At 40.1% G+C, this 25,286-nt stretch carries 25 protein-coding genes and 1 other annotated feature; of the genes, 1 reads left to right on the top strand and 24 read right to left on the bottom strand.

Annotated features, from left to right (window positions below; genetic code table 11):
* Positions 1–82: 82 nt before the first annotated feature.
* From ileS to pbp2b, 14 genes are all read right to left on the bottom strand, one after another.
* Positions 83–2,875 carry an isoleucine--tRNA ligase gene (gene ileS / locus KB197_RS03225; RefSeq protein WP_212573440.1) on the bottom strand — a complete coding sequence of 931 codons (2,793 nt, stop codon included), beginning with the start codon at positions 2,873–2,875 and terminating at the stop codon, positions 83–85.
* A gap of 45 nt (positions 2,876–2,920) precedes the next feature.
* Positions 2,921–3,132, bottom strand: a binding site (T-box leader).
* Complete coding sequence (locus KB197_RS03220; RefSeq protein ID WP_064275979.1) at positions 3,133–3,918, bottom strand: DivIVA domain-containing protein; 786 nt, start codon at positions 3,916–3,918, stop codon at positions 3,133–3,135.
* Between the two features lie 8 nt (positions 3,919–3,926).
* Positions 3,927–4,712 carry an RNA-binding protein gene (locus tag KB197_RS03215; RefSeq protein ID WP_064275981.1) on the bottom strand — a complete coding sequence of 262 codons (786 nt, stop codon included), beginning with the start codon at positions 4,710–4,712 and terminating at the stop codon, positions 3,927–3,929.
* Positions 4,709–4,972, bottom strand: coding sequence for a YggT family protein (locus KB197_RS03210; RefSeq protein WP_004257761.1), 264 nt, complete (start codon positions 4,970–4,972; stop codon positions 4,709–4,711). Before KB197_RS03210 ends, KB197_RS03215 begins: the two co-directional genes overlap by 4 nt.
* Entirely contained in the window at positions 4,972–5,505 is a 534-nt protein-coding gene (locus tag KB197_RS03205; protein ID WP_064275984.1) for a cell division protein SepF, read from the bottom strand. Before KB197_RS03205 ends, KB197_RS03210 begins: the two co-directional genes overlap by 1 nt.
* Before the next feature lie 9 nt (positions 5,506–5,514).
* Positions 5,515–6,186, bottom strand: coding sequence for a YggS family pyridoxal phosphate-dependent enzyme (locus tag KB197_RS03200; protein ID WP_064275986.1), 672 nt, complete (start codon positions 6,184–6,186; stop codon positions 5,515–5,517).
* Between the two features lie 4 nt (positions 6,187–6,190).
* Positions 6,191–7,447: a cell division protein FtsZ gene (gene ftsZ / locus KB197_RS03195; RefSeq protein WP_000144256.1), complete on the bottom strand. Its 1,257-nt coding sequence runs from the start codon at positions 7,445–7,447 to the stop codon at positions 6,191–6,193.
* Positions 7,448–7,464: 17 nt separating this feature from the next.
* Positions 7,465–8,844 (bottom strand): cell division protein FtsA, encoded by a 1,380-nt coding sequence (gene ftsA / locus KB197_RS03190; protein WP_033688313.1) that lies wholly within the window; start codon positions 8,842–8,844, stop codon positions 7,465–7,467.
* Positions 8,845–9,057: 213 nt separating this feature from the next.
* Positions 9,058–9,762 carry a TIGR02206 family membrane protein gene (locus KB197_RS03185; RefSeq protein ID WP_064275988.1) on the bottom strand — a complete coding sequence of 235 codons (705 nt, stop codon included), beginning with the start codon at positions 9,760–9,762 and terminating at the stop codon, positions 9,058–9,060.
* 90 nt (positions 9,763–9,852) lie between these two features.
* Complete coding sequence (locus KB197_RS03180) at positions 9,853–10,464, bottom strand: NUDIX hydrolase N-terminal domain-containing protein (RefSeq protein WP_064275990.1); 612 nt, start codon at positions 10,462–10,464, stop codon at positions 9,853–9,855.
* Positions 10,451–11,824, bottom strand: a complete 1,374-nt coding sequence (locus KB197_RS03175) for a UDP-N-acetylmuramoyl-tripeptide--D-alanyl-D-alanine ligase (protein ID WP_212573441.1) — start codon at positions 11,822–11,824, stop codon at positions 10,451–10,453. The genes KB197_RS03180 and KB197_RS03175 overlap by 14 nt, the downstream gene beginning before the upstream one ends.
* An 83-nt stretch (positions 11,825–11,907) precedes the next feature.
* Entirely contained in the window at positions 11,908–12,951 is a 1,044-nt protein-coding gene (locus tag KB197_RS03170) for a D-alanine--D-alanine ligase (protein ID WP_212573442.1), read from the bottom strand.
* Between the two features lie 174 nt (positions 12,952–13,125).
* Positions 13,126–13,722 carry a recombination mediator RecR gene (gene recR / locus KB197_RS03165; RefSeq protein ID WP_083977801.1) on the bottom strand — a complete coding sequence of 199 codons (597 nt, stop codon included), beginning with the start codon at positions 13,720–13,722 and terminating at the stop codon, positions 13,126–13,128.
* A gap of 10 nt (positions 13,723–13,732) precedes the next feature.
* A complete protein-coding gene (gene pbp2b / locus KB197_RS03160) occupies positions 13,733–15,790 on the bottom strand; it encodes a penicillin-binding protein PBP2B (protein WP_212573443.1) in 2,058 nt (685 codons plus the stop codon).
* A 190-nt stretch (positions 15,791–15,980) separates the two neighbouring features.
* Here pbp2b and KB197_RS03155 point away from each other — a divergent pair, with 190 nt between their 5' ends.
* The gene (locus KB197_RS03155; RefSeq protein ID WP_212573444.1) at positions 15,981–16,832 is read left to right on the top strand and encodes a MurR/RpiR family transcriptional regulator; all 852 of its coding nucleotides are present in this window, start codon (positions 15,981–15,983) and stop codon (positions 16,830–16,832) included.
* Positions 16,833–16,893: 61 nt separating this feature from the next.
* Here the strand turns inward: KB197_RS03155 and KB197_RS03150 are convergent, their stop codons facing one another.
* The 10 genes from KB197_RS03150 to KB197_RS03105 all read right to left on the bottom strand — a co-directional run bounded on the left by KB197_RS03150 (position 16,894) and on the right by KB197_RS03105 (position 25,088).
* Entirely contained in the window at positions 16,894–17,244 is a 351-nt protein-coding gene (locus tag KB197_RS03150) for a type II toxin-antitoxin system RelE/ParE family toxin (RefSeq protein WP_064276000.1), read from the bottom strand.
* Complete coding sequence (locus KB197_RS03145; RefSeq protein ID WP_064276001.1) at positions 17,234–17,521, bottom strand: hypothetical protein; 288 nt, start codon at positions 17,519–17,521, stop codon at positions 17,234–17,236. Before KB197_RS03145 ends, KB197_RS03150 begins: the two co-directional genes overlap by 11 nt.
* A 96-nt stretch (positions 17,522–17,617) precedes the next feature.
* Entirely contained in the window at positions 17,618–18,502 is an 885-nt protein-coding gene (locus KB197_RS03140; RefSeq protein ID WP_212573445.1) for an ROK family protein, read from the bottom strand.
* A 17-nt stretch (positions 18,503–18,519) separates the two neighbouring features.
* Positions 18,520–19,437 carry a dihydrodipicolinate synthase family protein gene (locus KB197_RS03135; RefSeq protein ID WP_212573446.1) on the bottom strand — a complete coding sequence of 306 codons (918 nt, stop codon included), beginning with the start codon at positions 19,435–19,437 and terminating at the stop codon, positions 18,520–18,522.
* Between the two features lie 172 nt (positions 19,438–19,609).
* The gene (locus KB197_RS03130) at positions 19,610–20,254 is read right to left on the bottom strand and encodes a DUF624 domain-containing protein (protein ID WP_212573447.1); all 645 of its coding nucleotides are present in this window, start codon (positions 20,252–20,254) and stop codon (positions 19,610–19,612) included.
* A 19-nt stretch (positions 20,255–20,273) separates the two neighbouring features.
* Positions 20,274–20,726: a YhcH/YjgK/YiaL family protein gene (locus tag KB197_RS03125; RefSeq protein WP_212573448.1), complete on the bottom strand. Its 453-nt coding sequence runs from the start codon at positions 20,724–20,726 to the stop codon at positions 20,274–20,276.
* A gap of 171 nt (positions 20,727–20,897) precedes the next feature.
* Positions 20,898–21,737, bottom strand: a complete 840-nt coding sequence (locus tag KB197_RS03120) for a carbohydrate ABC transporter permease (RefSeq protein ID WP_020901679.1) — start codon at positions 21,735–21,737, stop codon at positions 20,898–20,900.
* A 15-nt stretch (positions 21,738–21,752) separates the two neighbouring features.
* Positions 21,753–22,619: a carbohydrate ABC transporter permease gene (locus tag KB197_RS03115; RefSeq protein WP_161683542.1), complete on the bottom strand. Its 867-nt coding sequence runs from the start codon at positions 22,617–22,619 to the stop codon at positions 21,753–21,755.
* A 327-nt stretch (positions 22,620–22,946) separates the two neighbouring features.
* Entirely contained in the window at positions 22,947–24,275 is a 1,329-nt protein-coding gene (locus KB197_RS03110; RefSeq protein WP_064276005.1) for an ABC transporter substrate-binding protein, read from the bottom strand.
* A 114-nt stretch (positions 24,276–24,389) separates the two neighbouring features.
* On the bottom strand, positions 24,390–25,088 hold the full coding sequence (locus KB197_RS03105) for an N-acetylmannosamine-6-phosphate 2-epimerase (protein WP_064276006.1): 699 nt from the start codon (positions 25,086–25,088) through the stop codon (positions 24,390–24,392).
* Positions 25,089–25,286: the final 198 nt, after the last annotated feature.

Below are 25,286 nucleotides of genomic sequence, written 5' to 3'. Positions count from 1 at the left end.
TTATACATTAATTTTGTTTAATATTTTCTTTTATATCAAACTAAAATACACACACAGAAAACTTTTTTAATCTATAATTCGATTATTTCTCTTCAAATCCTTCTGCGACTGCATCTGCAAAGTTCTCTTCTACGATGCTTGCACAGTGGTCACAGATGACTGCGTGGTAGCTTCGTTCTGCTGTCGTTGGGTCGATACGACGGCAACGGTCACATACATCACCTGCAGCGCGTTCTACTGTGAAGGCCATATCTTCGAAGCTAACAGCAGCTTCTGGAGCTGGTCCTTCTGCGATGGTCAATTCAGACACGATCAAAAGTTGAGCTACATTACTGTTTACTGCTTCGAGTAGAGTTTTCACCACTTCGTTTGGATAAACTGTCAAGTGTGCTTCAAGTGATTTACCGATAACTTTGGCATTACGCGCTTCTTCCAAGGCTTTTTGAGCTTGTCCACGGAAGTCCATGAAGGCAGCCCATGTATCCAAGATTTCTTCTTGGTTAGCAAAAGTTTGTGCTTCTGGCAATTCTGACAATTGAACGAAGTCTTCTGTTTCAAACTCAAGGTATGACCAGATTTCCTCTGCTGTATGAGGAAGAATTGGTGTCAAGAGTTTGGTGATTTTCACAAGAATGTCATAGAAGACAGTCTGCATTTGACGGCGTTCCAGTGATTTTGCACCTTCGATATAAACAACATCTTTGGCAAAATCAAGGTAGAAGGCTGACAGGTCAACGTTGATAAAGTTCACCAAGGCCTTATAGATTGTCAAGAATTCAAAGTTTGCATAAGCATCACGAATGGTCTTAACAAGCTGGTTAAAGCGAATCGTCATGTACTTATCAACTGAACGTAGTTCTTCATAAGCTACTGAATCTTGAGCTGGATTAAAGTCAGAAGTATTGGCAATCAAGAAACGAAGAGTGTTACGGATCTTACGGTAAGTTTCAGAGACTTGGCTCAAGATATCCATAGAGATACGCACGTCGTTGCTTGAGTCTACACTTGTTACCCAAAGACGCAAGATTTCAGCACCAAATTGCTTTTCAACATCACTTGGAGCAATAGTATTTCCAAGAGATTTAGACATCTTCTCACCTTTACCGTCAAGGGCAAAACCTTGTGACAAGATTTGTTTGTAAGGTGCTACGCCATGGTTGGCAACAGATGTGATGAGTGATGAGTTGAACCAACCGCGGTATTGGTCAGAACCTTCTAGGTAAAGGTCTGCTGGGTAAGTCAACTCAGGACGGTTTACTACAACTCCATTCCATGATGAACCTGAGTCAAACCAAACGTCCATGATGTCTGTTTCTTTCTTGAACTCGCCATTTGGTGAGCCTGGGTGGCTAAATCCTTCTGGCAAGAGGTCCTTAGCATCACGTTCCCACCAAATGCTTGAACCATGTACTTCAAAGAGTTGAGCCACGTGTTCAATCGTTTCAGCAGTCATAATCGCTGTACCGTCTTCAGCGTAGAAGATAGGAAGTGGAACACCCCAAGCACGTTGACGAGAGATAACCCAGTCGCCACGGTCACGAATCATATTGTAAAGACGGACTTTACCCCATTCTGAATGGAATTTCACTTTTTCAATTTCGTCCAAGATTTCTTGGCGGAATTTAGAAACTGAGGCAAACCATTGTGGTACTGCACGCCAGATAATTGGTTTCTTAGTACGCCAATCAAATGGGTATGAGTGAGAGATTTCTTCTTGGGCAAGAAGGAGGTTACCAAGTTTCTCGATAACAGTTGGAACTACCTTTTCATAGAATTGACCTTCAAACTCAGGACCAGCATTCTTCATCATGATACCACGTTCGTCAACAGTCACTGCGACTTCAAGACCATTAGCAATACCGACATTGTAGTCATCCTCACCAAAACCAGGGGCTGTATGGACAATACCAGTACCAGAGTCAGTCGTAACGTGGTCACCAAGGATAACCAATTCATCTACAGCTGTATCCCATGGGTGTTCTGTTACGATGTGGTTCAATTCTTGACCACGGTAAGTTGCCAAAACTTGAACATCAGCCCAGCCAAATTTCTCAGACAAGCTAGTCAACAATTCTGCAGCAACCACAAACTTACGAGCTTCACCATCAGGTTGAACCAAAACGTAATCAATATCTGCACCAACAGTCAAACCACGAGAAGCTGTGATGGTAAATGGAGTTGTTGTCCAGACTACGATATAAGTATCTGTATCTAGAACACCTTTGCCATCTTTTACCTTATTGGCATAGTATAGGGAAGTTGAAACCAAATCATGGTATTCAATCTCTGCTTCAGCAAGGGCTGACTCAGATGACCAAGACCAGTAAACTGGTTTTGCACCACGGTAGATATAACCTTTATTAGCCATCTCACCAAATACACGGATTTGAGCTGCTTCATAGTCAGGAGTCAAAGTCACATATGGATTTTCCCAGTCACCAGAAACACCTAAACGTTTAAAGTCTTCACGTTGTTTATCTACTTGAGAAAGAGCGTATTCACGGCAAAGTTTCAAGTACTCAACCAAGTCCATTTCTTTACGTTTGACACCTTGTTTTGCCAAAACTTGCTCGATTGGCAGACCATGAGTATCCCAACCTGGGATAAATGGTGCGTAAAAACCTGACATTGATTTTGAACGAACAATGATATCTTTTGAAATCTTGTTCATAGCGTGTCCAACGTGGATATTTCCGTTCGCGTATGGAGGGCCATCATGCAAGGTGAAATGAGGTTTTCCTTGGTTCAATTCTTGACGACGTTGGTAAAGTTTTGCATCTTCCCATTCCTTTTGCCAAACTGGCTCTTTGATAGGAAGTCCTGCACGCATTGGGAAAGCTGTTTTCCCAAGGTTAAGGGTATCTTTGAGTTTCATGGTATCTCCTTTATAAATAATAACAAATTAAAAACCACGACTGCCAAAAAGGACGAAAATCGTGGTACCACCTTTATTCGGAAAAAGATTTAGTCTTTCTCCCTCTTATCCCGTAACGTGGGGAACGTCAAATCTTACTCCATTCAGACTTGAGTTTTTGAGAGGATAATCTTATCATTAGGGAATGCAGGACTCACACCATCTCCTGCTCGCTGAAAATATAAGGATAAGATATTGTTCTCAGATATCACTATTCATTATAAGATGAGGACAGATTCTTTATTTGTATCTTCCTCATTCGATGAAGGGCCTTCGACTTCAACTGGCTCTAAATGTTCTTCCACATAATGATCTTGTTGAGCTTCAAATTCAGCTAATTCTCTATTACCAGCCTCAATTCGAGCTTGTAACTCAGCCATTTCTTCAGGTGTAAATTGACGAGTCATATCGATTGGTTCTTCTTCTGGCTGTGAATATACTGGCTCACCAAGAACTTCACCAACAACTTCTTTAAATGCTTCATCACTTGTCTGAAGATAGGTAGCTGTTGGGCGCAGAATATCTTCCCAATCTGATGATTCAACAATTGCTAACTGACTCTCAATTGTAGATTTGAGACGTTGGTGGAAGACACGGCTCTTGTTCTTCAATTCTTCAGTCTCAACAGCAACTTTCTTAGCATTATCAGTAGCTTGACGCAAGATCTCATTAGCCTTATATTTTGCTTCTTCAAGCAAACGTTGGGCATCTTGCTCTGCCTGTTGGATAATATTATTAGAACGATCTTGAGCAGCTTGTTTCACACGCTCTGCCGTATCTTGAGCAATCAATACTGATTGACTCAAAGAATCTTTCATCTCATCAAAGTAAGACAAACGTTCTTCCAAGCTCTTGATATGCAACTCTTTATCATGATTGCTTCGAACTAAATCTTCATAATCACGAACAATAATTTCAAGAAATTCTTCAACTTCTTCTGGATCAAAACCTCTAAATCTTGTACCAAAGGTTTTATCTTTGATTTCTAACGATGTAATTGGCATATTTTTCCTCACTTACTTAATAACAATTGGACCGTTAATTTCTTTTTATCTTTTTTTGTTTGCCCATTATCTCTAACGAGTTTCAATCGACCAAATTTCCTCACACTAATCAAATCACCAACTTGAACTGCATAATCTGATTTTTCAACTAAATGGTAATTAACTTGGACTCCCTGTTTTTCAATTAATTGACTTGCCTGATTTCTAGACAGCTTGAAGACACCTGCTAGAAAACCATCTAATCTAGAACTAGCAATACAAATATCTAATTCTTGATAATCTTCTACTGTAGCAATTCTCTCAGTAAAATCCCGTTCTTCTAGACGAACCGGTAACCGAGCAATTTTCGTAATGCCGTCTTGAAAAAGGAGAGTAAACTGTCGATTAATGATAATCTGTGCTCTCTCTTCGTTGACTAAGATATCACCAAATAGCTTCCTATCAATTCCTAGCTTGTTTAAAACAGTTCCTAATATTTTTGCATGTGTTAACCGTTCAAACTTATTAGGATAGACAATTTCTTGCAAGGAAAGTTCAAAATCAGAGAATTCTGGCTCAAAATAATCAGGATACAGGAGAACCCGTACATATTCAGTTTCAAGAAACTGCCGACTGCTCATGTAGGAGATGCCGTTGGTTGATGCTAGCACCTTTAAAATCTTTTCTTGATGGGGATTTACAAAGTGTGTTAAAAAAGGAGAATAGGAATCTTCTACCTTTTTTATCCATTCTACTCCCTTATCAATAAAAGACGAATCATTCTTAGAAAAGTGTTGATAAATCATCTTGTTCATAGAAAGATTACTAAAAGTCGAATCAACTGCTCCCCTAGGAAGTGAACTAGTAATACCGCAATCCAGACAGACAAGTCAAGACCTGCAATCTGGAGGGGTAAACGTTGCAAGGGAGCTATTATCGGTTTCACTAGACTAATAATCAAGCGTCCAAGACGTGATTCATAAGCATTGGGAAACCAAGACATCAGAGCAAACACGATTAAAATCAGTGAATAGATATCCACTGCATTTTGAACAAAACGAATAAGAAAGATCATTATCTTACTCTCGTACGTTTCATATCAAAGCCAAATTCACCATTTTGTGATTCATCTGGAATTTTGATATCTTCAATATTGACGACAACATCAACTGGTGTCAGCAGGTACATAGTAGATGCTACCTTTTTCATGTTACCAGCTAAAACGTGACGCGCCCCATCCAGATAGTCCAAACAACGACGTGCTTGAACTTCTGTCATATATTGGAAATCAATCAAAATACTTTCGTTACCAGCTAATAAATCAACAATATCTGTGGCATCTTCGTATTTACGTGGATAACGAACATCAATTGTCACCTTATCAGTAGAACGTTGACTTTGCATAGCCAACTCTTGTTGACGTGCATGAAGACGAGTGATGTTTTTATCTTTAGATGGCGTGCTATCAGCTTGTTGAGGCAACTCTTGAACAGAAGGGACTGGAGTCACAATCGGCTCTTCAGCTTTAGGCTGATATGCAGTACTAACATCTTCTCCATCTTCTGTAAAATAATCTATAAATTTATCAAATCTATCTTTTAAAGACATATTTCTTTCCTATTTAAAAAATGCTGTACCAATTCTGACAAATGTTGAGCCAAATTCAATCGCTTCCTTGTAGTCACGACTCATACCCATACTCAAGTCCGTCATTGGCATATTGGGAATTTGTTTTTCTCTAATTTCTAGTTGCAAATCCTGCGTAGCTTTAAAAATTTCTTTCAACTCATCACTACTAGCTTCAAAAGGAGCCATGGTCATCAAGCCGACATATTCAATTTTATCTAAGGTGGCTAATTCTGGCAAGAGCTCTAATAGTTCTTCCCTTGAAAAGCCATGTTTGCTCTCTTCCCTTGAGATATTTACTTGTAAGAAACACTTAACAACTCTGTCACTTCTTTTTTGAATTTCCTCTGCTAGCTTTAATGAATCCAAAGCATGGAAATAATCAACATACTGAATGATATCTTTGACCTTGCGTCTTTGCAAGGTTCCAATCAAATGCCAGGTAATATTTCTATCTTTTAAAGCTTCATATTTCTCAAGAAATTTATCCACACGATTTTCACCAATATGATGCACACCTAGCGGAAGCAAAGCCTCCGCTGTCGGTACGTCTACATATTTTGTAACAGCAACAACCGAAACAGAATTGGTTTCTCTTCCTGACTGCTGACTTGCATCTTTTATTTGTTGAAAAACACGTTCTGTATTTTCTTTCAAATTCATTTACTTAACGATTTTTGAAAAATGGAGGAGTGTCTAATTCATCCTCATCGTGTAAAGATGGTGCTTCGAAACGTTCAACTGGTGATACAACTGAATCAGTCGGACGAACAATTGTCTCACGACGCAAGTCCCAATCACCAAATGCTGAAGTTTGAGAAGTTTCTGTACGGCGAGGTGCTGGACTTGGAATTTCTGCAGTTTCAGCCATATCAAAGTGACGATTATGATTGTGTGCATGGCTAGGACTTGCTTGCTCATGACGAACAGCTTGTCTTGGTGCATGACCAACAACTTTTTCAACACGATCTTGGCGAACACCAGTTGCCACAACTGTAACACGGATTTCATCTTTCATGTTTTCATCGATAGATGTTCCGAGCCAGATATTCACTCCTTGGCCAGCTGCTTGGTTAACAATTTCTGATGCTTCTTCTGCCTCAATCAAAGTCAAGTCGAGACCACCAGTAACGTTGACGATGACATCCTCAGCACCGTCAATAGTTGTTTCAAGAAGTGGTGAGTAGATTGCCTTACGAGCTGCTTCTACCACACGTTCTTCACCACTACCGATACCGATACCCATTAGGGCGTTTCCTTTATTTGCCATAACTGTTTTCACATCGGCAAAGTCAAGGTTAATCAAACCAGGGTTTGTGATCAAGTCCGTAATCCCTTGAACACCTTGGCGAAGTACGTTATCTGCTTCGCTAAGAGCTTCAAGAAGCGGAGTTTTCTTATCAACAATTTCAAGCAAGTTGTTGTTTGAAATAATCAATAAAGTATCTACATGTTCACGAAGTTGATTGATTCCTTCTACAGCGTACTGTCCACGTTTACTTCCTTCAAAACCGAAAGGACGTGTCACAACACCAACTGTAAGCGCACCTAAATCTTTAGCAATGCGGGCAATAACAGGAGCTGCACCAGTACCAGAGCCACCTCCCATACCTGCAGTAATGAAGACCATATCTGCTCCAGTAATAGCTTGAGTCAAGGCTTCTTCGCTTTCCTCAGCTGCCTTTTGACCAACTTCAGGTCGACCGCCAGCACCCAAACCACGAGTCAATTTAGGGCCTAACTGAATTACAGTCTCAGCTTTCGTACTACTCAAAGCTTGTACATCTGTGTTTGCTGCGATAAATTCTACGCCTGCAACACCTTCGTCAACCATGCGGTTAATGGCGTTTCCGCCACCTCCACCAACACCGATTACTTTAATAACTGCACCTTGAGCTGCTGCTGTATCAAATGAAAATGTCATAGTTTATTTTTCCTCTTTTATTCATCAAACATGCTTCCGATTAAGCCACGGAAACGATCTGCGATTTTTGGTTTATTTTGAGAAGATACTTTATCTTCTTTCGGAGCAACTACGTTCGTAGAAGCTGATTGCTCTACCTCAGTATTTTGAACTGGTTGAATAGGGGTCGGTTGTGCTACTTGCGTAACGCGTTGAATCATCCCACCAAAATTAATTGGTTGGTGACGCAAAGTATCCTCACCCTTAACTGCTCGTTGTGCTAATAAATGCACCTCAGTCAATTGACCAGCAAATTCAGACAAGCTAATCACATGAGCGAAGGCAGGATTACGGATTCCAACTTGATTTGGAACGTAAAGTTTGACACCAACGCCAAAGACTTCCTGTGCAAGTTCTACAATACCTGGTAAAATAGCATTTCCACCAATCAGAACAATCCCACCTGGAAGATCCAACAAATGTCTTCTTTCCAACTCTTGTTTGATTTGTTCAAAAATGTGTTTAATGCGGGCTGAAATAATCTCTGCTAGGTAGCTTTCTGTAACTTCTACAGGCTCTACTTCACCAATTACTTCAACTTGGAAGGTTTCATTGCTTGCAAGTGAAGGGTAGGCTTCCCCATAGTTCAATTTCAATCCTTCAGCTAGTTTTTGTGAAGTCTTCAAGACCTTAGAGATATCTTTTGTGACATAATCCCCACCTTCTTGAAGAATATTTGTAAACTGGAGTTCTTGGTTACGGATTGTAGCAACAGTTGTTTGGCCTGCTCCCATATCAATCACAGTAGCTCCAAATTCACGCTCTCCTTCATTCAAGACTGAACGAACCAAAGCCAATGGTGAAATAATAATATTTTCAACCTGAACACCTGAGCGCTCAACTGTCTTGCGTAAATTGTGAAGAATAGTACGGGGACCTGTGTAAAGCAAACCACGCATTTCAAGACGAACCCCCATCATGCCACGCGGGTCACGAATACCTTGGAAGCCATCTACGATAAATTCTTCTGGAATAAACGTAATGACTTCACGATCTGGTGTCATACTCTTTGTCAAAGCTGATTTGACAACATTTTCGACATCTTGATCTGTAATTTCTTTTGTATCAGATGTAACTGGAATCATTCCTTGAGTTGGTTCTACTTGCAAAAGATTTCCAGGCAAACCAACATTCACTGATTTGATTGAAATGCCAGCTTTCTCTTCTGCTTGGGAAATAGCTGACTTGATAGCAGTTGCTGCTGCTTCAATATCGACGATAATCCCATCCTTTACACCTTTACTCTTGGCATTACTTACACCAATTACATTTAGTTCACCATTTCTAAGCTCGGCAACCAATACTTTAATCGAATTGGTTCCGATATCTAAGCCTGTAAAAAAACCATCTCTAGCCATTACATCGCATCCTCTCTCTTCCAAGTTTCAAACTTCTATTCAATATAGCTAAAACAGGGCATAGCTATTCACAGAATATTATAACACAAAAAAACCAATCGTGCTTAGTTTTTCCTAAATTTACTTACCATTTTTTTACATTCGCTCATCATATTTTTGTATTTTCCAAACAAGTTATAAAAAATTAGATTTATGAAAAAAGAAAGCTTGATTTTAAGCTTTCTTTGCAATCATTTTTTCTGCTTCTTGTTCTAAAAATAGTTCCAAGATTTTCTTTGTTAACGTAATCGCTGCTGATAAGGCTAGGGAAACGATTAAATAATTAGCTACTAAGCCATGGTCTCCAACCAATGGTGGTTTTGTCAAGAATCCGTAATCTCCGCCTGTTACTAAATTGACCACAAAAATCAAGGCATTTAGTGCAAAGGTCATAAGAAAAATTCTTTTCACATCAAGCATTTTTGCGTCGTACTGTTTCAAGAGATAAACCAGTGAATTTCCCAAGAGAGCTAAGTGCCCAAAGATAAAGGATAAAATCGCAATATGCGGGAATGGATAAGGATCTGGCACTGGATAAACAAAGGCTGCTAATGTCCCAAATGTTCCTAGTAATGCAAAATACTGCCGATATTTGGATTGACCAGGAAGCAAGAGTACTACAAACATAGCCATACGGCAATGGTAAAAGGGTAAGCTTTCTGACAATGGCATATGATTAACCCCGTACCATCCATAAAGAAGGATTAACTGAACTGCCTGCAAGATTTGGAAAAATCGTTGATAAGCCTTCTTTTCACGATAACGATAGGCTGTATAAAAGGTCAAGGCCAAGAGTGTAAATATACTGACATACCAAAAAAGATCAAACTTGGGTGGCTCTGTTGCTTGGGTCGTAAAGAAAATATCCCATAAATTCATCTAGTCTTCCTCATGTTTCAAAATTTTCCTGCATTTTATTATACCATGCTACTTAAGAAAAATGAATTTAGAAATACGATAATCATCTTCTTAGTCAAGATATTGCTCCTTCTGACCTTGATAAACCTGCCAAAGAATCTCTATTTGCTCTTTGGTAATGCGTTTTTCAGATAAGGCTGGCAGTTGGTCAATGGCAAAAAATTGAAGGTCAGCAATTTCTTGATTTTCTTGGAATTGTCCATCCAGAAGCTTACATTCAAAAACAAACTTTACATATTGCTTGCTCTGTAGTTGGAAACGATTGGTATCAAAAACAGCTAGTAGTCTTTCAACGTTAGCTTCAAAACCGGTTTCTTCTTCAATCTCCTTGAGAATATTTTCTGTTGGAGAATAGCCAACCTCACCAAAGCCACCTGGCAAAGCCCAATCATTCTCTCCTTGTCCCCTAACCAGACAAATCTTTTCGTCCTCAACAATCCAAGCACGGACGTCCATTAACGGAGTCGCATAAGCAGAAGTTGGATTCAAGACTTCTGCCACTTCTTCGGCATCAAGGTCTGATGCTTGATTCAACATTTCTCCTAACAGACCTCGCAAGTCTTCATAACGCTCACGGTCAAACGGATCCTTTGTAAAGGTTAATCCAGTATCTGTAAGAGCAATCATTCTTTGCAGATACTTAACAAAATCACTTGTCTTCATGTTCTAAACTTTCTACCAACTTGGCTAGGTTCATAGAGTTAGAGCCTTTGAGCAAGATTTGGTCATTAGCTCCTAGACTTTCCTTGACCTGCTTAACTAAGTCTTCAAATTGGTCCTGGTCTTCTGTTTTCTTGAAGTAGTAAACGTGGCCAATTGGGAACATTTGACTGGCAAGTTGGGCCAATTCAGCAATGTCTTCTCCGTAGAAAATCACGGTATCAAGTACATCTGGTGAGAGGCTCAAAATCATCTGGTTATGGAGTTGAACAGACTGGTCACCGAGTTCCTTCATGTCAGCCAAAACAGCGATTTTCTTGCTCCCTTCATTGGCTGGAATAGCCGAAAAAGTCTCTAAAATTAGTTTCATAGCAGTCGGATTGGCATTGTAAACATCTGACAGGATATCTGCTCCATTGGCTGCTTTTTTCCATTCGGTACGGTTACGCGTCAATTCAAGATTTTGGAAGGCCTGACGAATCTGCTCCTCCGACACTCCTTCTTGTAGGGCAACATAAGATGCAATCATGGCATTGGTGGCATTGTACTTACCAGTCACTGGCAAATCAAGGGCTTGCTCCAAGAAATTGGCCTTAAAGGTCAGACTGTCCTTGCGCTCAATCAAGTCTGTGATTTCTAGCTCTGCTTCTACTCCAAAACGGACCACCTTTTTATCGGTTGGCAAGTAGTCCTCTACAATCGGGTCGGCTGGTGCCAAAAGCAAAGAACCCGATGCCATACCATCTGCAATTTGCAATTTCCCTTTGGCAATTTCCGAACGGTCTTTGAAAAATGCTAAATGAGCCTCTCCAACCAAGGTCACAATGGCTGTTTTTGGATGAGCCAACTCAGACAAGAGATGAATATCTCCCAAGTGATCCTGCCCCATCTCTAAAACCAACTTTTCTGTTCCTTCAGGCATATGGAGAACTGTGTAGGGAAGACCAATCTCGTTATTATAGTTGCCTTGTGTTTTGTAGGTCTTGTAGGTTGTTGATAGCAAGTGAGCTAACATATCCTTGGTCGTTGTTTTACCATTTGAACCTGTGACAGCAAAGACATCAACAGTCGTTTTTTCAAGATAGTAGGCTGCTAGGGATTGAAAGGCAGTCAATACGTCATCTACTAGAATGTAGGGATGATTTGCGACCTCTTTCTCAGACAAGGTTACTGCTGCACCATTTTCAAAGGCTATTTCGATAAAGTCATGACCGTCACGCGCACCTTTGAGAGGGACAAATAAATCTCCTGCCGCAATCAAACGACTATCAAACTCAGCATTTTCCAACTGAGCATCCTCAAAGATGCTGATATCATTTTTAGCTCCTACAACTTGAGCCACTTCATAGATTGTTAATTTCATTTCTACTCCTTTAAAAAGGGTCGAAGCTCGAGAACTCTAGTCACCCTTCAGTGATGGTTCTGGCTCCTACCCTCTCTTTCATTTTATAGCAAATGCGCTTCGCGCTTGTCAAAACTTTCCTTGGCAAGATCAACCAATCGCTCGATTAGGTCTGGGTAGCTGATTCCCATATTGTCCCAAAGTAGTGGGTACATAGACCACTGGGTGAAACCTGGCATGGTATTAAGCTCGTTGAGGAAAACCTCTCCCTTATCTGTATAGAAGAAATCGCAACGAGATAGACCAAGGCCACCAATCGCACGGAAGGCAGTTTCTGCATTTTGACGCATGACAGCTACCTCATCATCACTGATTTTGGCTGGAATATCCATGGTAATCTTGTTGTCAATATACTTGGCGTCATAGTCGTAGAAGTCAACATCCTTGACTACTTCCCCTGGAAGCGTGCTCTTGACATCGTAGTTCCCCAAGAGACCAACCTCGATTTCACGGGCATTCACTCCTTGCTCAACCAAGACACGGCTGTCATATTGGAAGGCAAGTTTCAAGGCTTGGCGGAGTTCTTCTTGAGTTTCAGATTTAGAAATACCGACACTAGAACCCATGTTTGATGGTTTTGTGAAAACTGGGTAAGTCAATTTTTCTTCAACTTCGGAAATTTTATCAGTCATATCATCGCCTTCAACGATAGCCACATAAGGAACTTGGGCAATTCCGACAGATTCTAGAACACGCTTGGTTGTGATTTTATCCATGGCAAGGCTAGATGACAAAATGTTGCAACCAACATAAGGCATTTTCAAAACTTCAAGGAAACCTTGAACAGAGCCATCTTCTCCCATCGGACCATGAAGGACTGGAAAGACCACTGCTCCCTCTTCGTAGATGGCACTTGGTGCAACTTTCTTATCCCAATCAATGGTTTCATTGGTCATAAGACGATCCTCTTGACCTGGAGTCTGGCTAAATTCTTGCGTTTTAATAAAGTCACCTGACTGGCTGATGAAGAAAGTCTTGACTGTGAAACGGTCGTAGTTGACCGCACGCATGACACTTTCAGCTGAAAGAACAGAGACTTCACGCTCTGCACTACGTCCACCGTATAAAAGAATAATCGTTTGTTTCATATTATTTGTTCCAATTCTAATAGAATACTCGTTCTTTAGTATATCATATTTGCTTCTTTTTTGAAACTTGAACCTGATACTGGTCTTCAATAAATCTAAAAAGAGACCGATAAAACAACTGTCGGTCTCCGTGATTTTTGTATAAATGAATTGAGTGTGTTAATTTGTCTAGACTTACAACTCTGTTCGATTTTCAATGGCTCGTAAGAGTGTAACTTCATCCGCATACTCAATATCCGCTCCGACAGCGAGACCTCGTGCTAGACGCGTAACCTTGATACCAGCTGGCTTGAGCAAACGTGAAAGATACATGGATGTCGCTTCACCATCTGCTGTAGCATTGGTCGCCACAATCACTTCTGAAACTTCACTATCCATAAGACGAGTCATAAGGGTCTTGAGATTGATATCGTCCGGACTGATACCATTCATGGGAGAAATAAGACCATGCAAGACATGATAGAGTCCATGGTATTCTTGGATATTCTCCATGGCTGCCACATCGCGACTATCTTCGAGAACTAAAATCGTTGTCTGGTCACGAGTCGGATCGGTACAGATAGAGCAAGGATCGTCATCAGTCAGGCGACCGCAGATGGAGCAGTAGGTCAGCTCTCTCTTAGCAGAAAGGAGATTTTTAGCAAATTCATTGACATCGTCATCAGACATTCCAATAGTATAGAAGGCCAGACGAGTAGCCGTCTTAATCCCGATACCCGGTAACTTCGAATAACTGTCAATTAGCTTAGCAATAGGTGTTGGATAAAGCATATTTTCCTTTCTAATTCATTGGATGATGTTGGTTATAGAGGTTGATAATATCGCGCGCAATGGAAGGTCCGACACCATTTGTAAGGTTGGTGTTATGAGGGAAGACAACAGCTACAGCGATTTGAGGATTATCTGATGGTGAATAGGCCACAGCGTTAGTATTGTTAGCTTTTTGACCACCCTCAACATAACTTTCGGCAGTACCTGTTTTTCCACTAATAGATACCGCTGCGCCATTTGAAAAGGCACGACCAGTTGTCAAAGCACTACCACCATGTGACACTTGATAAAATCCTTGTTGGAGGATGGAAACATCAGACTCAGAAATATTAATTTTATTCATTTCCTTGGTTTCAACAGATTGGATTAAGTTCCCTAAGCCACCTTGTTCGTTGTTTCCATAAATCCCCTCGACAATGTGAGGTGCAATCCGAACACCGTTGTTGGCAATAGTTCCAACGTACTGGGCCAATTGCATAGGGGTATAGTTATCAAACTGACCAAATGCATTGGTAATGTAATTAGCAAAATTATACTCTTTTGGAATAAAACCAGTTGACTCATCTGGAAGGTCAATGCCTGTTGAGGCTCCGAGACCATATTCCGCAAATGTCGAGCGAAGTTTCCCCATGGCGGAGTCTAAATTGTTAGTTAACACAAACATATTGGGTTGATAGGTCTGACCCATAATGCCCAAAGCCGTTTGAACCATATAGGTATTAGAAGAATACTCCAAGGCTTCCACAGCTGTAATCGGAAATGAACCGTAGGCTTGAGTATACCAAGAATTAATTGGAGCTGAACCTTGGAAAACAATCGGTTGGTCTGTCAAGGTCTGATTCCCTGATAAGACTCCATTCTCCCAACCAGAGCTGATGGTCGCCGCCTTGACAACAGAACCCGGGACAAAGACATTGGTTACTGTTCCCAAGGAATCAGGTGTTAAATCTCCCGTTTTCAAGTCATGTTTTAGCCCTGACATAGACAAAACCGCACCTGTTTTAGGATTCAAAGCAACTGCATACACACCTTCAGAATACTTGGCTCCTCCATTTCCTAGTTCGGAATTGAAGTAACTCTTAAGCAGATTGTCCACGCTATCTTGGAAGGCCAAATCGATAGTCAGTTTAATATTGTTTCCTTTGGTACCATCTTCGATATTTTCGACACTTTCCATGTTACCGTACTTATCTAGATGGATTTCCTTCACAGAGCGTTTTCCTTGCAAGGTTTCCTCGTATTGTTTTTCTAGATAAGAAGTCCCAACACGATCATTTAGAGAATAGCCCTTTTTAATATAAGCATCTGCTTCTTCAGCTGGTAGACCAGCTTTTTCACTGGAAACACTCCCTACTATAGAAGAAAGTGAAGTTTCTAGAACTTTTCGATCCCACGAAGTTGAAATACTGATACCAGGTAAATTCTTAGAAGCCGAAGCTATCAGGGCAATCTGTGTATCTGTCAAAGAATCTGTCGCAATGGTCCCTGTCGCAAAATTTCCAACTGCATTGAGTTGGCTAAAGAGGTAAATTTCTTTCTTTTCGTCATCCGAGTAGGCCAATTGGCTTGGATCGATACTTTCAACAGTATTATTGTAAAGCTCAGATTCAGATAATTGATTGCCATCAGAATCAAGGCGCTTCTCACGTGGTAAACTTTCCACTGCTTTCTTATAGACATCTTGATCTGCTAGATAATAGTCCGCCAACTGTCGGTCAGTCAATGTTGGAGAAGAAACTCCCACATAAGCCAGCAACTTCTTAGCTGTTTCTTTTAAATCTGCAGCCGTCATTTTGTTGTTTCGAGTAAAGGAAACAACTTGTTTCACAGTATTTTCAACCAAAGGTTTACCGCTAGCATCATAAATTTCGCCTCGAGCTGAACTAGTGGTCACTTTTGTTTTACTAGCCGATGCTAATTTTGTCTCATAAAAATCCTTGTTCAAAACCTGCATATAAAGCAAGCGACCAATGATGGCCATAAAGAGCAAAATAACAATTGAAAACAATAAATTAAGCCGAATCGGAATCGAATGGCTATCAAATTTTCTCATACAAATCAGTCTCATTTCTATTTTAAGTCTTACTCTTAATTGTACCACAATTTAAGAAGAAAATTATGGAAAAGAAGAGAGCTTTTTCCGTTTTACAGAAAAATACGATTTTATCTATCCATCCCTATATTATATGATATAATAAATGTAAAAGTTCGATGACCTAGTCTTTTTCCAATATGACCCATTTAAAGGAGCCTTCCCTATGGACAAACCAGATATAGCAACCCTCATTGATTCTCACTTCGAAGAAATGACAGATTTAGAGCAAGAAATCGCTCGTTATTTTTTGCAAGCTGAAACCATTGCAGATGATTTATCTTCTCAGCAGGTTACTCAAAAATTACATATCTCTCAGGCTGCTCTGACCCGCTTTTCTAAAAAGTGTGGTTTTACAGGCTATCGAGAATTTATTTTCCAATACCAACACCAAGCAGAGAAACAAGACACCCATTCTCACAAACACAGTCCACTTACAAAACGAGTCCTCAGAAGTTATAGCAGTATGCGGGAACAAACACAGGACTTGATTGACGAAGTCCAACTAGAAAGAATTGCCCAATTAATCGAAGATGCTGAGCGTGTCTACTTCTTCGGAACAGGGAGTTCTGGCCTAGTAGCTCGTGAAATGAAATTACGCTTCATGCGTCTAGGTGTGGTCTGCGAGGCCTTGACTGACCAAGACGGCTTTGCTTGGACGACCAGCATTATGGATGAGAATTGTCTCGTACTGGGCTTCTCACTGTCTGGTACAACTCCTTCTATTTTAGACAGTTTATTAGATGCTAAAGAGATGGGGGCAAAGACTGTACTCTTTACAAGTGTTCCCAATAAAGATAGTCAAGCCTATACAGAGACTGTTCTTGTAGCCACCCACAGTCAACCCTCTTACATCCAACGTATATCCGCCCAACTTCCTATGCTCTTCTTTATCGATTTGATTTATGCCTACTTTTTGGAAATCAATCGTGAAAGCAAGGAAAAAATCTTTAATAGCTACTGGGAAAATAAAAAACTAAACGGCTATCGTCGACAAAAACGTGTAAGAAAATCCTAGCTTGGTTGAACCAAACTAGGATTTTTATTCATTACCAAACATCCCTCTTCTAGATTATGAATTAGTCATATCTTGACTTAGTCCTAAATAATTTCATGTAATCACTTTTTGAAGGGAGTAGATAAGCAAGTCTGACGGTATCCTCAACAATTGTATACAATACAATGTAATCCTTACTCAAGGTCAATCCTCGCGTTTGGTAGCGAGGGTCTAATTTCTTACCAAATTTTTCATCGGCATCAAATCCAGCTTGGGGGAAAATTTCTAGACGATTAATATCTTTTCTAATACTGGCTACTTTTCGTCTCGCAGCCTCTACAGAACCAATTTCCTCTGCTATATACTGATATATTTTATCCAGACTATCAATCACTCTAGGAGAATACAAAATCCTATATTTTTTATAATCCATAGCGTGTCACAACATCCTCATCTGTCAAGTAATTTCCAGCCTCAATCTTGGTATAACTTTCTTTAACTTCTGCTTGTAATTGTCTAAACAAATACTCCTTCTCTAATTCCTCTTCACTCAGTAAATCTACTTCATTTGTTACGGCAACATTCTTTAAAAATAATCTAAGTGCCGATGAAAGAGAGAGATTTTGTTCTTTTAACACTTCCATAGCATCATTTACCAATTCTCTATTAGCTTGGAAGGTCACAATTTTATTTGAACTTGCTATAGCCATTTTATATAATTCCTTTATATATTTTTTTTATTATCTCATAATTATAAAGAAAGTCAAGGGAACTTGATCAGAAAATCCTAGTTTGGTTAAACCAAACTAGGATTGTTTTGTTTTAAAGTGATAATAAGCACCCAACATTCCTGCTGTGTTTTGGTGATGGGCAAATTCTAATCGTGTTTTTTCAGCTAGGCTTGGTACCAAGGCCGCCTTCAAGGCTGTGCGAATCTTGGGTTTGAGGATAGCCTCTTGTCCCATGATACCACCACCGAGAATGACCACTTCTGGATTGGCCACATAGCAAATATTTGCCAGACCTTTTCCTAGATAGTCTACCATACGGTCAATACCAGCCATACAAATCTTGTTGCCTTCAGTGGCTTCCTTAAAGATGCGTCGGCCATTCCAATGGTTAACTGAATCGCCATGACCTGCTGCTACATACTCCACCAAGGCTGTCGTAGAAGCCAAGTCTTGGAAAGCTCCATCCTGCATATGCATATAACCGACTTCACAGGCTGAATTACTAAAACCATGGAAAACTTTCCCATCCATAATCAAGCAACCACCGATACCTGTTCCAATAGTCAAGCAAAGGGTGACACTCGCTCCCTTACCTGAACCAGATACTGCCTCAGCCAGACCTGCACAGTTGACGTCATTCTCAATTTCACAAGGAATCGCAAAGCTAGTCTCGATTTCCTTCTTGAACTGAGTTCCTGCATAATTTGGAATCTGAGGCCCAGCATAGAAAATCTCACCCTTGTCAGGATCCACCATTCCTGCAGAAGAAATAGCAACACCTACTACTGGCCCTTTTTCTAAATAACTAGCTACAATATCTTTGGTCTTTTGTAAGATATGAGGTCCACCTTTATGCGCCTCAGTTGGCATTTCATGCGATTCAACAAGTTGGCCTTCTTGATCGATCAAACCATATTTGATGTTGGTTCCACCGATATCAATTGCAACGTAGTGTGTCATAAATACCTCCTTATGGATTAGAGGAAGCGCTCCTTGGTTTCACGAATCAAGGCTGCAGCTGCTTCTACAACTGGACGATCCTCTTCAGTTACTGGCGTCAATGGTGAACGAACAGAACCAATATTCAAGCCTTCATTGATCTTCAAGACTTCCTTAATCACACCGTACATATTTCCATGTGCAGCAGTCAATTTACCAATGATTGCATTGATTGCATATTGCAATTCACGGGCTGTTTCCAAGTCTTTGTCAGCAATCAACTGATTGAGTTTCAAGAAGAGTTCTGGCATAGCACCATAAGTACCACCGATACCAGCTTTAGCTCCCATGAGACGACCACCTAAGAACTGCTCATCTGGACCATTAAAGACGATGTGGTCTTCCCCACCAAGGCTCACAAAGGTTTGGATATCTTGAACTGGCATAGAAGAGTTCTTAACACCGATAACACGTGGATTCTTCAACATTTCAGTATAAAGACTTGGCGTCAAAGCAACACCAGCTAATTGAGGAATGTTGTAAATCACGTAGTCTGTGTTTGGTGCCGCAGCACTAATGTCATTCCAGTATTTAGCAACTGAGTATTCTGGCAAGCGGAAATAAATCGGCGGAATCGTTGCAATAGCATCTACTCCTAAGCTTTCTGCGTGGCGAGCAAGTTCCATACTATCTTTAGTATTATTGCAAGCTACGTGAGCAATAATAGTCAACTTACCTTTGGCAACTGCCATGACTTCTTCTAAGATTAATTTACGGTCTTCAACGCTTTGGTAGATACATTCACCAGAAGAACCATTAACATAAAGACCTTGAACACCTTTATCAATGAAGTATTCCACCAAGGCACGCGTACGCTCTGGACTTACTTCTCCTTGATCATCATAACATGCGTAGAAAGCTGGAATGACACCTTCGTATTTTTTTAAATCTGACATAGATTTTCTCCTAATATTTCTTTTTTTCTGCTAAAAGCAGGATTTATTCTTTACATTTTTAGTATACACCTTATGAAAAACGCTTTCAATATCTTGTGTACACTTAGATTTTAGTTTCGATATGAATTTTGAAATGTTTATGGCTTGAAAGTAGTTTCATAGACAAGCCATCCTATTGGTATTTTGTGAAAATTTTCTCCATCAATCCAGTCTGGAGAAAGACCAAGAGCCCAAACCCAAAAAGCAGGAAGGCTGAACCACCTAAAAGTAAACTGAAGGCGGACAGATAAAGAACCAACACAATGAGAAAGAGAATGGCTAACATAAGGAAGAACCAAGGAAAGTTAAAACTTGCCAAGATAAGTCCTTTTTGTAAGACTTCTTTCCAAGTCAAATCATAGCGTGCAGCGATTGGATAGCTAGCCAACATCACGATAGTGAGGAAGATAAGAATACCTAGACAAATAGCTTTTACCATTTGGAAAGGCATAGCTGTCTGACCCCAGAAGAGATAGAGATCTAGAAGGCTTAATGAGACAATGCCCAACTCAAGCAGACCTAACTGAAGACCTAGTTTCAGATTTTGCTTGAAAGCTCTTAAATAGATTCTAAAGACAGGCACACGTCTGCTCTTCTTAATCTCAAACATAGTCTCGTAGAGGCTAATTTTAGCCACTCCAATCGTCACAATGGGCAAACAAGAGACGACAAAAAGAAGATTGGCTGTCACGATATCCAAGACCTTCTCACTAAAACGCATGAGAAAGTTATCTGTATCAAATGCTGCCTTGATAAGGCTTACTCCTTTTTGTGCCATGTTTGCTCCTCCTGATTTTTTAGTCAACCAAAATTTTAAAGAGATATTTGCGAACCTTCTCTTCCATACCTGCATAGCCATTTGGCTGGTGTGGTTCTCCTGGGAAGAAAATCGCAAAATTGTGATAACCCAACAAGAGTGGGTAGTGTTCATGACAATGAACAAAGCCAATGTCACTCGCTTCGTCGAATGCTACTGCCTCGTCTTTGATACGTAAACCGTAGCTCGAATATTCATGTCCTTCTACCAGCAAATGCAAATCTGCATAGTTTTTATGATGCTCAAATTGATCATTTTCAGCTTGATTGAGGACATTTTCCTGAACAACTAGAAAGACCTTGTCCCCGTCAATCTCATACTTACCTAATTCAAATGAATCTTTACGGTGCTGGTAGAGATAATCGATAGCCTTGTCTAGATTGGGATGAATCCCTTTGTAAAAGGTGATGTTTTTCAAATCGTCAAAAATCATACTGTTTCCTTCGTTTCTGATAGTTAACTAAAATCATTCTTAAGTTGATAAGTGTCTAACAAAATATCTAAGGTAAGCAAATACCCAACATTTTGTAGACACTTATAACCTCTATATTTCCATAGCATGTCAAGACCACTTCCGCAATCTTGACACACCAGTTTACTTTTCTTAACCTTTGACCGCTCCCATAGTAATACCTTGAGTGAAGGATTTTTGGAAGACAAGGAAGACTGTTACGATTGGCACTGCTGCAAGAGCAGCACCCGCCATAATCAAACCATAGTTGGTTGCCATTTCGGCCTGCATGGTTGCAACCCCAAGTGAGATGGTCAAGTTTTGACGTGAAGTCAACATTACCAACTGCATGAAGTAGTCATTCCATGTATTGATGAAGGTAAAGATTGCAAGAGCCGCAAATCCTGGTTTCACAATCGGGAAGGCTACGCTCCAGAAAGTACGAATCTCACCACAACCGTCGATTTTAGCTGATTCAAGCAACTCTGTTGGAATATTTTCACTGAATTGTTTCATGAGGAAGACCCCGAATGGCCATCCAATCAAAGGCAAGATAACTGCCCAAAGAGTATCATGAATTCCCATGAAGTTGACGATACGTACCAATGGTACAAGGACAACTTGTTTTGGAAGTGCCATGGCAGCAATAAAGATTGCAAAGAGGATACGCTGTCCATAGAAACGTTTTTTAGCCAATACATAACCTGCTAAAGAAGAGGTTGCACAGACTAAGAACATGGTTACCAATGAGATAAACACAGAGTTCCACATCCACTGCATAGCAGGGTTTTGCACCATGAGTTGTTGGAAGTTCTCCATGGTTGGCATTTTAGGGAACCATTGTGGCGGAATCATAATGGTATCAGGCTGTGATTTGAAGGCACCTGTCAAAATCCAGTAGAATGGAAAGATGAACAGCACGGTCAACAAGAGCAAGATAATAGTTGAAATAACAGTGAAAGCTGTTAAAGGTTTCTTTTGTGTAGATTGCATAGCTGTCTCCTTTCTTTAGTATTCTACGTCGTTTCCAAGTACTTTAAATTGAACAAAGCTTACGATAGCGATCATGACTGCCAAGAAGACACCGATTGTGTTGGCATAGCCGTATTCTGTCAATTGGAAGGCTTTTTCGTAAAGGTAGTACATAAGTGTACTTGTTGAGTAGTTTGGACCACCAGATGTCAACAACTGAATCAAGGCGAAACACTGGAATGAGTTGATGGTTGTAATGATTGCAATGTAAAGAGTTGTTGGAAGAAGGCTAGGCCATTTAATCTTCCAGAAAACTTGCAATTCAGTCGCACCATCAACACGCGCTGCTTCAACCAGTGAATTGTCAATATTACCCATGGCAGCGATATAAAGGATAATCGGCTGACCAACAGATGTTGTCAAAAGGATAATCATAATCGCCATCAAAGCCCAGTTTTTATCTCCCAACCAAGAAATGTTTTGGCTGATGATGTGGCTTGACTTAAGGACAAAGTTTAGAATCCCTGATAGTGGATCATAAATCCATTTCCATACAACCGTTACGGCAACACTACCTGTAACTACAGGAAGGAAGAAGACGAAACGATAGAAAGAACGGGCAATGGCATTTTGATGATAGGTCTGAGATGCTACAAAGAGTGAGAATAAAACAACAACTGGTACAGATCCAATAACCAGAATCACGGTATTGATCAAAGACTTCATAAAGACAGGGTCTTTAAACATGCGAATGTAGTTGTCCAAGCCTACAAACTCAAATTTAGTCATTGAGTAGTTAAAGAAACTTGTAATGAATCCCATAATCATAGGAGCCAATACAAAGATGACAAAGAAGAATAATACTGGTGCTAGGAAAGCGTAGGAAATCACTGTTTCCCGCATACGAATTTTATTGACTTTCACAGTCGGCACCTCTCTTTCACTAATAGAATATTTTGGATTTTATTGAACTGTTTTAAAATCAAAATGAAATTTTTTAAGATTCGCTTATGTAAGAACTTCATTTTAATTTCGTGACAGTTCCTACCATTTCAAACAAAATCCTCCCTTTTCTTACATAGGCTATGCACGGGGAAAAGGGAGGAATCAATCTGATTTATACTCTTCGAAAATCGAATTCAAACCACGTCAGCGTTGCCTTGCCGTACTTAAGTACAGCCTGCGGCTAGCTTCCTAGTTTGCTCTTTGATTTTCATTGAGTATTAGTGCTTATTGTTTTGTAGCTTTTTTAATTGTTTCGTTAGCTTTTTCAGTGAAGGCTTTCAAAGCATCCGCTGGTTTTTCGTCACCATTTGATACAGATTGCAACATTGGGAACCAAAGTGTTCTCATTTCAGCAAAACCATTAATAGTGTTGTAGTATGGTGAGTAGTATTTAGTCCAACCACTGATTGTTTCCATACGTTTGTCATCATAAAGTTTGCCAAATGATGTACGAACTGGGAAGGCACCTGTACGAACAACGTCTTTTGGACCCCATTCTTTATCGTCCGCGATGAATTGAACGAATTTCTTAGATGCTGCAACTTTCTTCTCGTCTTTGTTGTTGAATACTGCAAATCCGTTTACAAGGTATTCAAGAGCTGGTTTACCTGAATCTGATGGGAATGGTACTTCTACCACTTCTACTTTACTTGCTTCCAAGAGTTTAGCTTGGATACCATTTTGAGATGGTGCCCAAAGGATTGTGTATGAAGTTTGACCGTTGGCAAAGTTTTGGATATCTGCTCCACCGTCAAATTGTGAACCATTGTTCAACAAACCGTCTTTAATCCAGCTAGCTGCTTTTTCAAGACCTTTGACGAATTTAGGATCATCAGTTGTATATTTTGTTACATCTTTATCTGTTACAGAACCGCCGTAAAGGTTTGAGATGAAGGCACGTGTTCCTTGGTCTCCCCCTTGACCAGAACTGAACAATGAACCTGGTGTATATCCTTTATCTTTAAGCGCTTTCAAAACTTTTTCAAAATCATCAGTTGTCCAACCTTCTTTTACAAGGTTTGCAACTCCAGCTTCTTCCAACATTTTCTTGTTCATAGCCATGTAGAATGGTGCTGAACTGATTGGATACATGTAAGCTTTGTTTCCAGCTTTACTTGCTTGTACAATGTTTTCGTTGTTAACATCTTTGACGAATTCATCTGTGAAGAGATCATTCAACTCAGCCAATTTACCATTTTTACCGTATTGGATGATACGTCCTGGTGCATCAAAAAGAACGTCTGGAGCTGTTCCTGCTTCAATAGCTGTTGTGATTTTTTCAGGACCTGACTTGAAGTCAATGGTTTCCAATTTCACTTTTACATCTGGATTTGCTTTTTCAAACGCTTCGATGATTGATTTTTCATATGTTCCAACACCGTCACCAGTTTTTTCTTGAGTGAAGACTGGGAATGCCCACCAAGTGATTTCTGTTTTTCCACTATCGCTACCAGATTTTCCAGCATCTTTACTTCCACCAGAGTTACCACATGCAGCAAGGCCAAGAATCGCAGCACCCGCAAGTACTGTACAAGCTAGTTTTCTAAATTTCATTTGTATTCTCCTAATTGATAAGCGTATCCATATTGGATAATGAGTAAGATTGCATTTGTATACGTTTTTATTTCATCCGACGCATCCACCACTCTCCTCTGTTTTTAAATTATGTTATTTAAGACCAGCAACGAAGCGTTCTGTAATCTCTTTTGGTCTAGTAATAGCGCCACCTACAACAATGCCTCGCACTCCATATCCCAGGATTTGTTTGGCTTGTTCAGGTGTATGAATTTTTCCTTCTGCAATGACATCCACGCCAGCATCACAGAGTTTTTTGATTAGTTCAAAATCGGGGCCATCCACTTTTGGACTGTAAGATGTGTATCCTGATAAGGTTGTTCCGACAAAGTCAATTCCTGCTTCAACAGCCGTTAGTCCTTCTTCGAAAGTACTTGTATCAGCCATCAAGAGCTGGTTAGGGTATTTTTCCTTAACCTGACGAATAAAGTCTTGAATCTCCAAACCATCGTAACGTTTACGCTTGGTACAATCCAGAGCAATCACCTCGATGTCAAGCTCTGCCAATTCATCAACTTCTTTCATAGTGGCAGTGATGAAGGGTTCTTGCGGTGGATAATCTCGTTTAATGATCCCAATGATTGGAAGGTTTGTAACCTCCTTGATTTCCTTGATATCGCGAACACTATTTGCTCGGATACCGACTGCTCCACCTTGCTCAGCCGCTTTGACCAGCAAGGGAATGACTCCTCCCGCTTCTGTATAAAGCGGTTCGTGAGGAAGGGCCTGACAAGAAACGATGATTCCATCTTTGATTTGTGCAATCAAGGCTTCTTTAGTAATTTGTGGCATCCTCTTTCCTCCTTTTCTTTGTTCTTATGAGTTCATTATATATTATTTTTAAAGCGCTTTCAATATTTTGTGGTAGAATAGATTTCAGTTTCAAAAGTATTTTATAGAACAGCTGTTTCTGAAAGTAGTTTCAGCTCCGTCTTGTTTTCTGTTCACTTACCTTATAAAATGATAAAAAGAGATAGCCATCTTTCAAAT

The sequence above is a fragment of the Streptococcus sp. 11-4097 genome, from assembly GCF_018215285.2.
Lineage (GTDB): Bacteria > Bacillota > Bacilli > Lactobacillales > Streptococcaceae > Streptococcus.
The sequence above is the reverse complement of the archived record's forward strand: the minus strand, read 5'-3'. Positions and strand labels throughout refer to the sequence as shown.

Excerpts from the sequence above, each read along its gene's own strand:
- KB197_RS03170 (WP_212573442.1), bottom strand. The coding sequence starts at position 12,951 with ATGAAACAAACGATTATTCTTTTATACGGTGGACGTAGTGCAGAGCGT.
- KB197_RS03185 (WP_064275988.1), bottom strand. The coding sequence starts at position 9,762 with ATGAATTTATGGGATATTTTCTTTACGACCCAAGCAACAGAGCCACCC.
- KB197_RS03125 (WP_212573448.1), bottom strand. The coding sequence starts at position 20,726 with ATGATTTTTGACGATTTGAAAAACATCACCTTTTACAAAGGGATTCAT.
- pbp2b (WP_212573443.1), bottom strand. The coding sequence starts at position 15,790 with ATGAGACTGATTTGTATGAGAAAATTTGATAGCCATTCGATTCCGATT.
- KB197_RS03200 (WP_064275986.1), bottom strand. The coding sequence starts at position 6,186 with ATGAATTTGAAAGAAAATACAGAACGTGTTTTTCAACAAATAAAAGAT.
- ftsZ (WP_000144256.1), bottom strand. The coding sequence starts at position 7,447 with ATGACATTTTCATTTGATACAGCAGCAGCTCAAGGTGCAGTTATTAAA.
- KB197_RS03150 (WP_064276000.1), bottom strand. The coding sequence starts at position 17,244 with ATGGATTATAAAAAATATAGGATTTTGTATTCTCCTAGAGTGATTGAT.
- KB197_RS03155 (WP_212573444.1), top strand. The coding sequence starts at position 15,981 with ATGGACAAACCAGATATAGCAACCCTCATTGATTCTCACTTCGAAGAA.
- KB197_RS03145 (WP_064276001.1), bottom strand. The coding sequence starts at position 17,521 with ATGGCTATAGCAAGTTCAAATAAAATTGTGACCTTCCAAGCTAATAGA.
- KB197_RS03110 (WP_064276005.1), bottom strand. The coding sequence starts at position 24,275 with ATGAAATTTAGAAAACTAGCTTGTACAGTACTTGCGGGTGCTGCGATT.
- ftsA (WP_033688313.1), bottom strand. The coding sequence starts at position 8,844 with ATGGCTAGAGATGGTTTTTTTACAGGCTTAGATATCGGAACCAATTCG.
- KB197_RS03205 (WP_064275984.1), bottom strand. The coding sequence starts at position 5,505 with ATGTCTTTAAAAGATAGATTTGATAAATTTATAGATTATTTTACAGAA.
- KB197_RS03120 (WP_020901679.1), bottom strand. The coding sequence starts at position 21,737 with ATGCAATCTACACAAAAGAAACCTTTAACAGCTTTCACTGTTATTTCA.
- KB197_RS03210 (WP_004257761.1), bottom strand. The coding sequence starts at position 4,972 with ATGATCTTTCTTATTCGTTTTGTTCAAAATGCAGTGGATATCTATTCA.
- KB197_RS03140 (WP_212573445.1), bottom strand. The coding sequence starts at position 18,502 with ATGACACACTACGTTGCAATTGATATCGGTGGAACCAACATCAAATAT.
- recR (WP_083977801.1), bottom strand. The coding sequence starts at position 13,722 with ATGCTTTATCCAACACCTATTGCTAAGCTAATTGACAGTTATTCGAAG.
- KB197_RS03135 (WP_212573446.1), bottom strand. The coding sequence starts at position 19,437 with ATGTCAGATTTAAAAAAATACGAAGGTGTCATTCCAGCTTTCTACGCA.
- KB197_RS03220 (WP_064275979.1), bottom strand. The coding sequence starts at position 3,918 with ATGCCAATTACATCGTTAGAAATCAAAGATAAAACCTTTGGTACAAGA.
- KB197_RS03175 (WP_212573441.1), bottom strand. The coding sequence starts at position 11,824 with ATGAAATTAACAATCTATGAAGTGGCTCAAGTTGTAGGAGCTAAAAAT.
- ileS (WP_212573440.1), bottom strand. The coding sequence starts at position 2,875 with ATGAAACTCAAAGATACCCTTAACCTTGGGAAAACAGCTTTCCCAATG.
- KB197_RS03215 (WP_064275981.1), bottom strand. The coding sequence starts at position 4,712 with ATGAACAAGATGATTTATCAACACTTTTCTAAGAATGATTCGTCTTTT.
- KB197_RS03105 (WP_064276006.1), bottom strand. The coding sequence starts at position 25,088 with ATGCCACAAATTACTAAAGAAGCCTTGATTGCACAAATCAAAGATGGA.
- KB197_RS03180 (WP_064275990.1), bottom strand. The coding sequence starts at position 10,464 with ATGAAGACAAGTGATTTTGTTAAGTATCTGCAAAGAATGATTGCTCTT.
- KB197_RS03115 (WP_161683542.1), bottom strand. The coding sequence starts at position 22,619 with ATGCGGGAAACAGTGATTTCCTACGCTTTCCTAGCACCAGTATTATTC.
- KB197_RS03130 (WP_212573447.1), bottom strand. The coding sequence starts at position 20,254 with ATGGCACAAAAAGGAGTAAGCCTTATCAAGGCAGCATTTGATACAGAT.